The following is a 13,802-nucleotide window of genomic DNA, read 5'->3' as shown; positions in this document are numbered from 1 at the left end:
ACCCTAATTACCACTCACGACAGCCTGCAGCGCCACCCAGAGTTCCGCGCGCACGCCTGGTGAGTCGAGGTCGCGGCCGAGCAGTTCTTCGGCCTTCCGGATGCGGTTGCGCAGCGTGTGGCGGTGGACGCCGAGGCGCGCGGCCGCGATGTCCCAGTGGCCGTGGTGCTCCAGCCAGCAACGCAGTGAGCCGACGAGGTCGCCGCGGCCGGTTTCGTCGTGTTCGCGCAGCGGGGCCAGCAGGCCGTGGGCAAACGCTTGCGCCACCACCGGATCGATGAGGGACAGCAGGCCGCGGCCGGTGTGCTCCGCCGCCGACAGCAGGATCTTGTCCTCGGCTTCCGCCGCGCGGGCCGCCAGTTCCGCCTGCTCCAGGCCGGTCGCGAAGTCCGCCGCGGACACCGGCCCGGCGACGCCGCCGTGGAGGCCGCCGATCCGCAGCGCCGCCTCGGCCACCACGTCGACCACCGTGCCCGAGCCGAAGGCGACCACCAACGCGTCCCAGCGCGCCGCGAACAACGCCTCGCCCTCCAGCGCTTCCAGCAGTTTTCGCCGTGAGGCGGCCGCCCCGGCGAACACCAGCACCGACCACGGCGCTTCCGGCGGCTCGGCCCCCGTCGTGGTCAACACCCGCAGCGCCAGCTCGTCCTGCCCGCCGACGAGCAGCTCCAGCAGTCCCGACCGCAGCGCCTGGCGCGCCGCGGCCTGCGCACGATCCTGTTCCAGCGCAAGGGAAAGCAACGACACCGCGGTGTTCACGATGTGCCGCCCCGCCGTGTCGAGCGGCACCGCGGTACCGACCGCCAGCACCCGGCGCGCGCTGGTGTCGAGCGTCTGCAGCACCACCTCGTCCTCCACTGCCGACACCACGCGCGTGCCCGTGCGAAGGCGCTCCAGCTCTTCGCGCAGCGAAGCGCCGTACGCTCGCGCGCTCGCCGGAGTGGCTTCGGTGACGGTGGTGCGATCGAAGAGCAGGACCCAGCCGTCGATCAGCTTGGCCAGTTTGCGCAGCACCCCCGCCGGGCCGCCCTTGCCGACCGCCGTGCGGGTCAGTTCCTGCTGGGCCTTGCCGATGCGGACCGTCGTGGCGTACTCGTCGGCCGCCACCGCTCGTGAGACCGCGCGGGTGATCGCGATGAACGGCGTCTCGCGCGGCACCTCCAGCACCGGCAGCCCCACCTCGGCGGCGGTGGCGACCAGCGCGTGCGGCACCTCGTCGTGGCTCAGGCCGACGCCGAAGCCGAGCCCCGCGACCCCGGCGTCCACCAAGCGGCGCACATACGACGCCGATGTCCGCTCGTCCAGGGCCAGGCCGGTCGTCAGCAGCAGCTCGCCGCCCTCCAGGAAGGCCTGCGGGTCGGTCAGCTCCGTCGGGTGCACCCAGCCGATCGGCCGGTCCAGGAGATCGTCGCCGGTCAGCACGCGCAGGCCGAGCGGGCGGTCGGCGGCCAGTCCGCGCAGCGTCAGTGCCATAACGGCTAATTCTACGCCCCGAAATGGCCAGAACGGCCAGCTGACGGCAGCCGCGTCGCAGCTCATCCTGAGGACGTCCACCCCCGTCCGGAGGAGCACGCCGTGACCGCAAGCACCACCGCCGAGCCGCAGGCCCCGGCACCCCGGCAGCGCCGGCTGCGCACCGAGATCCCCGGTCCCGTCTCGCGCGAACTGCAGCAGCGGCGTGCCAACGCGGTCGCCGCCGGGGTCAGCTCGGTGCTGCCCGTCTACGTCACCTCCGCCGCCGGCGGCCTGCTGACCGACGCCGACGGCAACGTCCTGATCGACCTCGGCTCCGGCATCGCGGTGACCAGCGTCGGGCACTCCGTCCCGGCCGTCGTCGACCGGGTCCGCGAGCAGGCCGGGCTGTTCACCCACACCTGTTTCATGGTCACGCCGTACGAGGGTTACGTCGAAGTGTGCGAAGCGCTGGCCAAGCTGACCCCGGGCGACCACGCGAAGAAGTCGGTGCTGTTCAACTCCGGCGCGGAAGCCGTCGAGAACGCCGTGAAGATCGCGCGGGTCGCGACCGGGCGCCAGGCCGTCGTCGTGTTCGACCACGCCTACCACGGCCGCACCAACCTGACCATGGGTATGACCGCGAAGTCGGTGCCCTACAAGCACGGCTTCGGCCCGTTCGCGCCCGAGGTCTACCGCGTGCCGGGGTCGTACCCGTTCCGCGACGGCCTGTCCGGCGCCGACGCCGCCGCGCTGGCCATCGACCGGATCGAGAAGCAGATCGGCGGCGACCAGGTGGCCGCCGTTGTCCTGGAGCCGATCCAGGGCGAGGGCGGATTCATCGAGCCGGCGCGCGGATTCCTGCCCGCGTTGTCGCGCTGGTGCTCGGAAAACGGCGTCGTGTTCGTCGCCGACGAAGTGCAGACCGGCTTCTGCCGCACCGGTTCCTGGTTCGCGTCGAACGACGAGGACGTCGTCCCGGACCTGGTCGCGACGGCCAAGGGCATCGCGGGCGGGCTCCCCCTCGCGGCGGTCACCGGCCGCGCCGAGCTGCTCGACGCCGTCCCGCCGGGCGGCCTCGGCGGCACGTACGGCGGCAACCCGATCGCCTGCGCCGCCGCGCTCGGCTCGATCGAGACGATGAAGGCCGGCGACCTGGCCGCGTCGGCGAAGCGCATCGAAGGGGTTGTCCTGCCGCGGCTGCACGCGCTGGCGTCGGAGACCGGCGTGATCGGCGACGTCCGCGGCCGCGGCGCGATGCTGGCCGCGGAGTTCGTGCGGCCCGGCACGACCGAGCCCGACGCCGACCTCACCAAGCGCGTCGCGGCGGCCTGTCACCGGGCCGGCGTCGTCGTGCTGACCTGCGGCACCTACGGCAACGTCGTCCGCCTGCTGCCGCCGCTGTCCCTGTCCACCGACCTGCTCGACGAGGGCCTCGCGGTCCTCGAGCACGCTGTCCGCACGGAGGCTCGCTCGTGACTTTCCCCTTCTGGGTCGCCGGAAAGCCGGTGACCGGCGGCTCGACCGCTCTTGTCCGGCACTCCTACGACGGTTCCGAGGCGGGCTCGCACTTCGTACCGTCCACTTCGGACGTCGAGGCCGCGGTCCAGGCCGCGCACGACGTCCGCGACGAGTTCGCGACGCTGCCCGCGCACGTCCGCGCCGGCGCGCTGGACCACGTGTCCCGGGCGCTGGGCGAGCGGTCCGAGGAGATCGCGCAGCTGATCACGGCGGAGTCCGGCAAGCCGCTTAAGTGGGCGCGCGGCGAGGTCGGCCGCGCGGTGTCGACGTTCCGCTGGGCCGCCGAGGAGGCCCGCCGCTTCTCCGGCGAGCTGCAGCGCCTCGACACCGACCCGGGCGGCACCGGCCGTCTCGCGCTGGTCCGGCGCGTGCCCCGCGGGCCGGTGCTGGGCATCACGCCGTTCAACTTCCCGCTGAACCTGGTGGCGCACAAGGTGGCCCCGGCGATCGCGGTCGGCGCGCCGATCGTGCTCAAGCCCGCGCCCGCGACGCCGCTGACGGCGTTGCTGCTCGGCGAAATCCTGGCCGAGACGGACCTTCCGGCGGGCTCGTGGTCGATCCTGCCGGTCGACAACGAGACGTCGTCACGGCTGGTCCAGGACCCGCGGCTGCCGGTGGTGTCGTTCACCGGCTCGGTCCCGGTCGGCTGGAGCATCCGCGACAGCGTGCCGCGCAAGCACGTCGCGCTGGAACTGGGCGGCAACGGCGCGGTCCTCGTCTGTCCCGATTGGACGGACCTCGACTTCGCGGCGCAGCGCATCGCGACGTTCGCGATGTACCAGGCCGGCCAGTCGTGCATCTCGGTGCAGCGGGTGTACGCGCACACCTCGGTTTACGACGCTTTGATCGAAAAGGTCCTTTCGCAGGTGCAGGCATTGCGGACGGGCGACCCGCGCGCGAAGGGCGTGGACGTCGGCCCGATGATCAACGACGACGCGGCCGCGCGGGTTTCCTCGTGGGTGTCCGCTGCTGTTGCCGCGGGCGGACGCTTGCTGACCGGCGGCGGGCGTTCGGGCGCAACCTTCGAGCCGACGGTGCTCACGGACGTTCCGGAGGACACGTCAGTGATGGCGGACGAGGTCTTCGGCCCGGTGGTTTCGCTGGTGCGCGTCGCCTCGGTGGAGGAGGGAGTGGCGCGGATCAACGCGTCACGCTTCGGCCTGCAGGCGGGCGTGTTCACACGCGACCTCCCGACGGCGTTCTCGGTGTCTTCTTCGCTCCAGGTCGGCGGCGTCCTGGTGGGCGACGTGCCCAGCTTCCGCGCGGACCAGATGCCGTACGGCGGAGTGAAGGACTCAGGCGTCGGCCGCGAAGGCCCGGCATCGGCGATGGCGGACTTCACGGAGGAGCGAGTAACGGTCCTGACCGGCCTGACGCTGTAAGTGGTGTGCGCCCCCTGATCCTGCTCGACGTGGACGGCCCGCTGAGCCCGTGGGCGGCCCCGCGCCACGCGAAGCCCGCCGGCTACGTCGAGCACCAGCTGAAGGTGTCCCGCTGGGGCCGCCGCAAGCTGCGGATGTGGCTCGACCCGGGCCACAGCCCCAAGCTGCTCGCCCTCGCCGGTGCCGCGGACGCGGAGCTGGCGTGGGCGACCACGTGGGAGCACCAGGCGAACACCCTGATGGGCCCGGCGATCGGCTTGCCGCGCCTGCGAGTGGTGGAGTTCCCGGGCGAGCCGACGGAGTGGAAGTTCCCCGCAGTGGCTCGCTTCGGCGCTGGCCGCCCACTGGCCTGGCTGGACGACGACTTCGACACGTTCCCCCAGGCCCGTCGGGAGTTCCTCGACCGCCGCGGGGAGCTGCCGACCGAGTTGATCGCCGTCAACCCGCGCACGGGCCTCACCACCGAGCACTTCGACGCGCTCGAGACCTGGCTCCGCGAGCTGAAAACCGGCAGCTCCTCCGGGTCGTGAGTGTTTAGTCGGGTTAGAACCCTACTTACCACTCACGACAAGCCGCGGCAGACCACCGAGCCGGCCCTTCACAGCTCCGACAGCGCGGCCGTCAACGCCGCGTGCGCGTCCACCAAAGACGGGCCGTACCACGTGAGGTGCCGCCCCGAGACCAGGACGTACCGCACGTCCGGGAAGTGGTCCGGGCCGTCGTCCTCGGTGAACAAGTACGGCTCGTCCGGCAGCACCAGCAGGTCCGCGTCCGCCGCGAAGTGCGCGCGCAGCTCCTCGATGTCCGGCCTCGGGTAGCGCTCCTCGGACGCCGCGTAGACGTTCGTCACGCCGACCCGGCGCAGGACGTCGCCCGCGAACGTCTCGCGGCCCAACACTATCCACGGCTTGCGCCACACCGGGACCACCGCGTGGAACCGGACCGGCCGCACGTCGCGCCAGATCTCCTCGGCCTCGACCAGCCAGGCCGGCTCCGCCAGGTCGTACGCCTGGGTCAGGATCCGCCGCAACGAGCCCAGCGCGGCCGGGACCGAGGCCGACGCCTCCATCACCCACACCGGGATCCCGTTGGCGCGCAACCTTTCGACGTCCTCCGGGCGGTTCTCCTCCGAGTTGGCCAGCACGAGGTCGGGCGCCAGGTCCAGCACCCGGTCCAGCTTCGGGTACTTCGACCCGCCGACCCGCGGGACGTCCAAAGTGGACGGATGGGTGCAGTAGTCCGTGGCCCCGGCGAGCCGTCCGGGCGCGCTGACCTCGACGGCCTCGGTCAGCGACGGCACCAGCGACACGACCCTCGAAGCCGGTCCTGCCAGCGAAACCGGTTCGCCCAAGTCGTCGGTCAAAGTCATGCGCGTTCGAACGACACCTTCCGCTTCTCGACGTCCACCGCGGTCAGCCGCACGCCGATGCGCGCGCCCGCGGTCAGCTTCTCCCCCGCGCACTTGGCCATCACCGTCGGGTCCTCGACGAGGATCTCGGCCTTGTTCTCGTCCGCCCGCAGCACGACGGCGCTGAACTCGCCGCCGACGTGCTCGGCCAGCACCCACGCCTCGACCTGGTCGATGCACGCCCGCTCGACCTTCGCGGCGAGGGTGTCCGACGCCGTCATCCGGTCCGGGACGTCCGTGAGCGCCGCGTGGACCCACTCCGGCACCTCGCGATCGGCCGAAACCGCCAGGCAGATCTCCGTCGCGAACCGGTCGACCAGCCGCCGGATCGGCGCCGTCACGTGCGCGTACGCGCCGCCGATGCCCGCGTGCGTCGTCAGCGCGGGCAGCTCGCCGTCGAAGGCCGTGTAGCCCGCGCCGCGCAGCAACCGCGTCGTGTCCGCGTAGATCGCCATCGACGCGGGCTGCCGGGGATCCAGCCGGGACAGGAACTCCGAGACGGTGTCGGCCGCCGGCCAGGCGATGCCGACCGCTTCGGCGGAGCGGCGCAGCCAGTCGACGGCCTCGGGTTCCGGGTCGGGCAGCGTGCGCAGGACGCCGATCTTCGCGTCGATCATGATCCGCGCCGCGGCCATCCCGGTGAGCAGCGAGATCTCGGCGTTCCAGGCGTCGACGACGGTACGCGGGCGGCGGGCGAGCACCCAGCCGCCGTCCGGGTCGCCGCTGATCTCCTGCTCGGGCAGCTGCAGCTCGACGGCGCCGCGCCGGACGGCCAGCTCGCGCCGCCGACGTCCCAGCTCCGGCAGCGCGGCCACCGACGGGTGCGGATTTCCGGCGTCGAGGGCGGCCTGGACGGTCTCGTAGTCGAACTGCTCGGTGGACCGGACCAGCGCGCGGCGCACCCGGGTCGCCGTCGGCTCGCCCGCTTCGTCGGTCTCGATGGTCCAGAGCACCGCGGGCCGGATCTCGCCGGGCAGCAGGCTCGCCGCGCCCTCGGACAGCACCGGCGGGTGCAGCGGGACGTTGCCGTCGGGCAGGTAGAGCGTCTGCCCGCGCCGGCGCGACTCCCGGTCCAGCGCGCCGCCGGGCGGCACGAACGCGGCCAGGTCGGCGATCGCGTAGTGCACGCGGAAGCCGTGCGCGGTGCGTTCGACGACCATCGCCTGGTCGAGGTCCTTGGAGCCGGGCGGGTCGATGGTGACGAACGGCAGGTCCGTGGCGTCCTCCCGGGGCCCGGCCGCGGCCAGGGGATCCAGGACCGCGGCTTCGGCCTCGGCCAGCACCTCGGGCCCGAAGGACTCCGGCAGCGAAAACTCGGCACGAAGGGGGCCGAAGTCCCCGCCCGCCGAGTGTGTCCTGATCACGAGGGGAGGCACCCCCCAACCCTAACCCGCGAAAGGCCGATGATCGCCCGATCGGGCGCGGGCCGGTCGGGTGTACGTTGATCGCGTTAGTAATGAAAACCGTCTTCATTCCCAGGAAGGGTCTCGACCGTGAAGATCGCGTTCGTCGGCAAGGGCGGGAGCGGCAAGACCACGCTGTCGTCGTTGTTCGTCGCGTACCTCGCCGCCGCCGGCAAGCCGGTGCTGGCCATCGACGCCGACATCAACCAGCACCTCGCGGTGGCGCTCGGCGCGACCGAGGAGGAAGCGCTCGCCTGGCCGACGCTCGGCGACAACATGACCCTGATCAAGGACTACCTGCGCGGCGACAACCCGCGCATCCCGGACGCCGCGTCGATGATCAAGACGACGCCGCCGGGGCGCGGATCGCGGCTGGTCAGGCCGTTCGAGGACAACCCGGTGTTCGACACGTGCTTCCGGCAGCTGGGCGGCGTGCGCCTCGGCGTCACCGGGCAGTTCGACGAGGACGACCTCGGCGTCAAGTGCTACCACTCGAAGGTCGGCGCGGCGGAGCTGCTGCTGAACCACCTGGTCGACGTCGACGGCGAGTACGTCGTGATGGACATGACCGCGGGGGCCGACGCCTTCGCGTCGGGGCTGTTCACGCGGTTCGACGTGACGTTCCTGGTGTGCGAGCCGACGGTGCGCAGCGTGGGCGTCTACCGGCAGTACGCCGACCACGCACGCGACTTCGGCGTGCGGCTCGTGGTGGTCGGGAACAAGGTGACCGACGACGAGGACGTCGAGTTCCTGCAGGAGCAGGTCGGCGGGGCACTGCTGGGCTGGATGTCGGCGTCGGGCCACGTGCGCGCGGCCGAGCGCGGCGCGACCCGCCCGATCGGCGAACTGGAGCCGCGCAACCTGTCGACACTGTGCGCGATGCAGGCGGCGGTCGACGCCGAGCAGCGCGACTGGACGCGCTACCAGCGTCAAGCCGTCGAATTCCACCTGCGCAACGCCAAGGCGTGGGCGGGCGCCGGCCTCGTCTCCCAAGTGGACCCGGAGTTCGTGCTGGGCCCGCAGGTGACGGTCTAGTCGGCGTCTTCGGCGTCGGCCTGCCGGGTCCGCTCCCGCGCGATGTCGAGCGCGCGGCGGGCGGTGGCCTCATCGGGGTACGGGCCGAGCAGGTCGACGCCACGGGAGCGTTCGAGGTGCTCGACCTGGTTGGTGCGGGTGTTGTAGTACCAGCCAGGATCCGGGTTCGCGTCTTTCGCCATGTCCCCAAGCCTGGCATCCCGGGGCGAGTCTGTCAGCGCTTGTACCGGTAGGGGATCTCGGTCGGCAGCCCGGTGGGCCCGAACTCCTGAGGTTCCTCGGGATCGGCGGGCTGCTCACCGATCTCGTCGAACCAGCCACGGGAGGGCATGGCGGTCCCGCGGGGAGGAGTGTCGGCGTCCTGCGCGCTCGGCTGTGGAAGGGGCTGGGGTTCCCGCCCGGGGAAGACAGGCGGAGCCTGCTGACTCGGCGGCGGCGTGGAGTTCGGCCCCGGGAAGACGGGCCGTACTGGGGCAGCGTGGCGGGTGGGGAAGGACTGGGGGGTCGATTCGGGGCCGGGGAAGACGGGCTTGGCGGGTTGGCCGCGAGTGGGGCCGGTGGACGGGCCCGGACCCCACGACTGGGGCGGCTGGGGCTGGCCTGCCGGAGGCTGAGGCTGAACCGCTGGCGGCTGAGGTTGGACTGCTGGCAGCTGGGACTGGCCCGTTGGCGGCTGGGACTGACCGAGTGGCGGTTGAGGCTGGCCGACTGGCAGCTGAGACTGGCTCGCTGGCGGCTGAGCCGGGCCGGGTGGCGGCTGGGGTTGGCCTGCTCGGGAGGCAGCCTGGTTTGGCTGAGGCTGCGGTTGAGCGGGCTGCGGCGCAGCCTGCGTCGACTGCGGCTGACCGAGCGGCGGCACGGCCTGGATCGACTGCTGCTGAGGCTGGCCGGGCTGCGAAGCGGCCTGGTCGGGCTGCGATTGAGCGGTTGGGGACGCGGCCGGACTTGACTGCGGCTGAGCAGTTGGGAACGCAGCCGAGCCCGACTGCTGAGCGGGCGAACTTGCCTGCTGCTGAGGCTGGCCGGACTGCGGTGGCGTGGCTGAGCCGGGCTGCGGACCAGGAGGCGGCGCGACAGGCTGACCACCCTGCGCCGCCGCAGGCTGAACCGGCTGCAGCAAAGATGCCGCGGCCGGCGGTACAGCGGACTGACCGTGCTGCGGCGGAGGTCCCCCAGGCGGCGGACCGGCCTGAGGCACCGGGTGCGGCACCACGAGGCCGCCGGGCTGCGGCGAGCCGGGGCTGGTGGGTGTGCCGGGCTGCCAAGCCGGCGGAACAACGGGCTGACCAGGTCGCCGACCAGCCGGTGCGACCTGCTGCGATGTCGCGGGCTGATCGGGCGAGGCAGGCGGCACCGCAGCCTCCTCGGGAAGCCGCCGAGCGGACTCACCGGCGAGCGAGGTCGGCAAATCGACCCCCGGAGCAGCATGTGACTCTTCGGATTGCGGCAGCTGCGAGTCAGACGGCTCTGGTCGCTGCGGAGGAGTCTCCGCAATGGCCGCGTCCGAGTACGACGCCGGATCGGCATCAGGGACCGTCGCCGGCCTGGCAGTCTCACCGGACTCAACAACGGGTGTCTCAGATCGCGAGGCCGACGCGCCTTCCCCGACCGTCGTCGACTCGACTGGCCGACTAGCTTCCGGCACGGACTGGCCAGGCTCCGCGACGGGCACACCGGAATACGAATCGGCCTGCGTGACCGTCGGTGGCTCGGCGGGCTGATCGGGTTCGGTCACCTGCTCGGCAGGCAGCGACCGAGACTCGCCACCCTTCTGAGCGGACGGCCCCGCCGGCACCACGGGCTCGGACGCCACTGACTGAGCCGTCGCCTCGGGCGCGGGGGCCTGTTCTGCCCGCGCCTCTTCAGCGGCCGCTTCTGGCTGCGACGCAGGTTCCGTCCGGAACTCCGCAGCAGGTTCAGGTTGCTGCGCTGGTGCCGCCTCGAACTCCGCAGCGGAAGCTTCGGGTTGCGTTGCTGCCTCTGTCTGGAACTCCGCAGGGGGCGCCTCAGATTCCGGCGCCGGAACCGCCTGGAACTCCGCGACCGGAACGTAGGACTGCGGCGCCGATTCGGTCCGGAACTCCGCAGGGAGAGCTTCACGTTCCGGCGCGCGCTCCGTCTCGACCTCCGCAACAGGTACGTCAGACTGCGGTGCCGGTCCCGCCTCGAACTCCGCAGCAGGGGCCTCGCGCTCCGGCGCCGGTTCCGCCCGGAACTCCGTGGCGGCAGCTTCGGGTTGCGATGCCGCCGCTGCCTGGAACTCCCCCGTGGGAGCTTCAGGCTCCGGCGTCGGTTCGGCCTGGAACTCGGTGACCGGCGCTTCGGGCTCCGGCTCCCTGGTGAGAGGCGCCGGTTCGACCGGTGGCTCTGAGTGCGGATCGGCCTCGGGTCGCGCGGTCTCGCTCGTCGCTGGGGCAGCCGACGGCTGCGGGTCGAACTCGTCGGACAGTGCGGAGCCGGTCGGCTCCGGGCCGGGACGGTCGGCCGGTGCCGGCTCGCTCGGGGCCAACTCGGCGGGAGGCTCCGGGTGGCGATCCTCCGCGGGCAGGTGCAGCTGAGCCGCTTTCGGAGGGCGGAGATCCGACTGGATGGGGGCTGCTGCCGACCCTCCAGCGGGCCGGTCCGGCTGGGCGCCTTCAGGCCGCGCGGACGCTGTGAGCGCCTCGGGCTGCTCGGCTGGGGGTGCATGTCGTGACTCGCCCACGTACGGCGGTAGTGGGCCGGCGGGCTCGGATGTCTCCGGGGCTGCGTGGCGGGCCGTCTGGTGGGGGGCCACCGGGCTCGGGAGGTCCGCCTCCGCGGCTACCGACCACTCCTGCTCCGGGGCGCGGTGCTCCCAGCTCGGCGGGGGTTCCGGGCGGTGGCGGCTCGGCGACGCGTTCTCCATGTGGCCCCACGACGAGCCCGTGATCGACGCCCCGGACCCCGCGGGCGGCTCGGGCTCGGCCGGGCGACCCGGCCCTTCCGGCCGCGGCTCGGCGAACCCCGCCGGACGGCTCGCCGCTCCCGGCCGTGGTTCAGCGGGCGTCTCGACGCCCGCCGGACGCCCCGGCTGGTACTCCGGAGCCGAGGGCACCGAGGGAGCCTCGGCAGCTGAAGGAACCGAAGGAGCCGCCTGACCAGAAGGAGCCGCCTGACCCGAGGGAACCGACGGAGCCGCCTGGCCAGAAGGAACCGACTGGCCCGAGGAGGCCTGGGCAGCTGAAGGAACCGCAGGAGCTGACTGCCCCGAAGAAACCGCAGGACCAGACTGACCCGAGGACACCGGCTGACCCGACGGCGCCGGCTGACCCGGCTGGCCGTGCGGCATCGTGCGCCACACCGGTGCGGGGCCGATGTTCATCGCGGCCGGGGCCTGCCCAGGCGGCGGTGGTGCTCCCGGTGGCGGGGCCTGGGGTCGCGCCGCCGGTTTGGGGATCGGGTCCAGGCTCGACACCAGGACCGTCGTGTTCATCGGGTCTTCCACCTTGCGGCCGCTGCGCTCGCGGTAGACCATCTCGCCGTCGGCGTCCATCTCGACCAGGTAGCCCGCCTCCGCGAGCTGTTCCTCGTCCAGGTCACCCAGTTTCTCGTAGCGGGACGGGACCACCCGGTAGATCGGCCACGCCAGGCGCGCGTTCTCGGCGTGGAACTGGGCCAGCAGCGCCGCCATCTGCTGCTGCCACGGCAGCGACATCCCCTCGGCCAGCGACCGGGGCAACACGACGTACCCCGCGTCGACGCCGGGGTAGCCGACGCTCAGCTGGTCGGCCAGCGGGGTGCTGGAGGCGGGGCGAGCCGACTGCCGCGGCGGCTGGGGCGCGCCGAACAGCGACGCGGGGTCCTGGGGACCGCCGGGCTTGCCTCGCTTGCCGAATTTCCGTCCCACGTGCTCATCCTCTGCCAGTACGCGGCCACCTGCTGGTGGAGGCGCCGCGACGTCGGGTGAATCGGTTCCGTTGTCGGCCCATCCGCCGGCCCGCTCGTGTCAAGGGGGCTTTAACCCATGCTAAACGCCGGGCCGGACCGCCTGCGGCACCACTTCGGCCTCATCGAACGAGAACGCCCGTGTGTGCACCGGAACACCGGTCTGCTGGGCCTCGACGACCTTGCCGTCACCGAGGTACATCATCACGTGGTGGATCGTGTTGGGATCCGCCGGATTGTTCGCGAGGAACAGCAGGTCACCGGGCTGCGCCTCGCGCACCGGCAGCATCGCGCCCGCGTGGTACTGATCACGCGAGACGCGCGGCAGGATGATCCCGGCCGACTCGTAGGCGCGCAGCATCAGACCCGAACAGTCGTACGAGCCGGGCCCTGTGGCGCCCCACACATACGGCTTCCCCTGCTCGCCCAGCGCGAAACTGATCGCCTTCGCGGCGGCCTGGCTCGGCGGCAATAGCTGGCCCAGCCCGGTGCCGCAAGCGACGACGTCGACGACCTGGCCGACGTTCTCCACCAGCGTCGCCGCCATCGGCTCCCACTTGTGGTAGCGGTCCGGGAACCCCGAGCGCTCGACCCGCTGCGCGGCGTCGCCCGGGCGCATGTTCTCCCAGTCCGGCACCGCCAGCAGGACGTCGAAGAACTTGTTGACCTCGTACGTCGGGTCGGTGACCTGCGCGTACGTGCCCCAGCCCATCGACGGGCGCATCTGGAAGATGCCGAGGGAGTCGCGGTCGCCGTAGGTCAGGTTGTGCAGCCCGGACTCGGTCATGCCGGCCTGGATCGCGACCTGCCAGGCCCGCGGCGCGAGCGACCGCTGCTTGCCCAGCGAGACGATCAGCGCGACGGTGCCGCGCTGCTCGTCGTCCAGGTTCGACGCGTCGACCGTGCCGCGCTCGCCCTCACCGGGCTGGGTCGGGCCGACCGAGGCGTCGCAGCTGGTCAGGGAGACGCCCCGGGCCTGCGCCTGCTGGTTGTCGATGACGACCTTGGCGGCGACGGCGGTGACGATGAGGGCGCCGATCGCGACGAACACGACCAGTCCCAGCCACAGCCCCAGCCGCCGCACGGTCAGCTCGCCTGGTCGTAGTCGGCGACCCGCCAGCCCGCGTTGGTGCTCACGACCGTGATGCTGAGCTTCGGCCCGTCGGTGGGGATCGTCAGCTGCACCGAGCTGGTGTAGGACGTGCCGACCGTCGGCTCACCGGTGACCTTCGTGGCCGGGACGTTCGCCGGGTCGACCGACGACATCACCGGCAGGTACTCCTCGGTCGTGAAGGGCTTCAGCTGCTCCAGCCACTGCGCCGACGTGATGCCCGCCGGGTGGTTCACCCAGGCCGCGGCCCATTCCTTCGCGACGCGGACGGCGTCCCCGTTCGGCGCCGCCGTCGTCGGGGTGACCAGGGGCTGGGACAGGCGCGTCGGCAGGTTCGACGTCGGCACCGACACGGCCACGCCCGGCTGCGTCGCCGTGACCGAAGTGGTGGTCGTGCCGGAGGCGAGCGGCGACGCCTTGGCCGGCTGCTTGCCCATCACCTTGGGCACGACGATGCCGAGCGCGGTGACCAGGATGGCCAGGAACACCAGCGTCCCGATGAGGTGGCGCGGCGAGCGCAGCGGAAAGCCCCACAGGCGGCGGTAGACCGCGGCGCGGCCGCGGTTGGTCCGGATCGGCATCCG

Annotated in this window: 10 protein-coding genes; 4 read left to right on the top strand and 6 right to left on the bottom strand. The window is 72.3% G+C overall.

The annotated features are described in order from the left end of the window. Window positions 1-3: 3 nt before the first annotated feature. The gene (locus OHS58_RS43480) at window positions 4-1,473 is read right to left on the bottom strand and encodes a PucR family transcriptional regulator (protein WP_328646153.1); all 1,470 of its coding nucleotides are present in this window, start codon (window positions 1,471-1,473) and stop codon (window positions 4-6) included. Between the two features lie 102 nt (window positions 1,474-1,575). On the opposite strand from OHS58_RS43480, the gene gabT reads away from it, so the two are divergent. Genes gabT through OHS58_RS43465 form a run of 3 tightly spaced genes read left to right on the top strand, consistent with a single transcriptional unit; the run spans window position 1,576 to window position 4,885 of the window. Next, the gene (gene gabT, locus OHS58_RS43475; RefSeq protein WP_328646152.1) at window positions 1,576-2,931 is read left to right on the top strand and encodes a 4-aminobutyrate--2-oxoglutarate transaminase; all 1,356 of its coding nucleotides are present in this window, start codon (window positions 1,576-1,578) and stop codon (window positions 2,929-2,931) included. Further along, complete coding sequence (locus OHS58_RS43470) at window positions 2,928-4,355, top strand: aldehyde dehydrogenase family protein (protein WP_328646151.1); 1,428 nt, start codon at window positions 2,928-2,930, stop codon at window positions 4,353-4,355. Before gabT ends, OHS58_RS43470 begins: the two co-directional genes overlap by 4 nt. Window positions 4,356-4,360: 5 nt before the next feature. Then, window positions 4,361-4,885 (top strand): HAD domain-containing protein, encoded by a 525-nt coding sequence (locus tag OHS58_RS43465; protein ID WP_328646150.1) that lies wholly within the window; start codon window positions 4,361-4,363, stop codon window positions 4,883-4,885. 68 nt (window positions 4,886-4,953) lie between these two features. Here OHS58_RS43465 and OHS58_RS43460 read toward each other — a convergent pair whose 3' ends face one another. Together OHS58_RS43460 and OHS58_RS43455 are read right to left on the bottom strand one after the other, a co-directional pair. Next, a complete protein-coding gene (locus OHS58_RS43460) occupies window positions 4,954-5,724 on the bottom strand; it encodes a helical backbone metal receptor (protein ID WP_328646149.1) in 771 nt (256 codons plus the stop codon). Continuing rightward, window positions 5,721-7,127, bottom strand: coding sequence for an RNB domain-containing ribonuclease (locus tag OHS58_RS43455; protein WP_326959878.1), 1,407 nt, complete (start codon window positions 7,125-7,127; stop codon window positions 5,721-5,723). The genes OHS58_RS43460 and OHS58_RS43455 overlap by 4 nt, the downstream gene beginning before the upstream one ends. A gap of 129 nt (window positions 7,128-7,256) precedes the next feature. Between OHS58_RS43455 and OHS58_RS43450 the strand changes: the two genes are divergently transcribed. Further along, complete coding sequence (locus OHS58_RS43450) at window positions 7,257-8,201, top strand: ATP-binding protein (protein WP_328646148.1); 945 nt, start codon at window positions 7,257-7,259, stop codon at window positions 8,199-8,201. Here the strand turns inward: OHS58_RS43450 and OHS58_RS43445 are convergent. The 3 genes from OHS58_RS43445 to OHS58_RS43435 all read right to left on the bottom strand — a co-directional run bounded on the left by OHS58_RS43445 (window position 8,198) and on the right by OHS58_RS43435 (window position 13,799). Further along, window positions 8,198-8,383: a hypothetical protein gene (locus tag OHS58_RS43445; protein ID WP_247061188.1), complete on the bottom strand. Its 186-nt coding sequence runs from the start codon at window positions 8,381-8,383 to the stop codon at window positions 8,198-8,200. The two genes, OHS58_RS43450 and OHS58_RS43445, sit on opposite strands and share 4 nt — an antisense overlap. A 3,806-nt stretch (window positions 8,384-12,189) precedes the next feature. Further along, a complete protein-coding gene (locus tag OHS58_RS43440; RefSeq protein ID WP_326955785.1) occupies window positions 12,190-13,191 on the bottom strand; it encodes a C40 family peptidase in 1,002 nt (333 codons plus the stop codon). A 2-nt stretch (window positions 13,192-13,193) separates the two neighbouring features. Next, a complete protein-coding gene (locus OHS58_RS43435) occupies window positions 13,194-13,799 on the bottom strand; it encodes a hypothetical protein (RefSeq protein WP_328646147.1) in 606 nt (201 codons plus the stop codon). Between the last annotated feature and the right edge of the window lie 3 nt (window positions 13,800-13,802).

The organism is Amycolatopsis sp. NBC_00348 (assembly GCF_036114655.1).
Classification (GTDB): domain Bacteria; phylum Actinomycetota; class Actinomycetes; order Mycobacteriales; family Pseudonocardiaceae; genus Amycolatopsis.
Note: the sequence above shows the minus strand (reverse complement) of the source record. Positions and strands in the feature narration are given on the sequence as shown.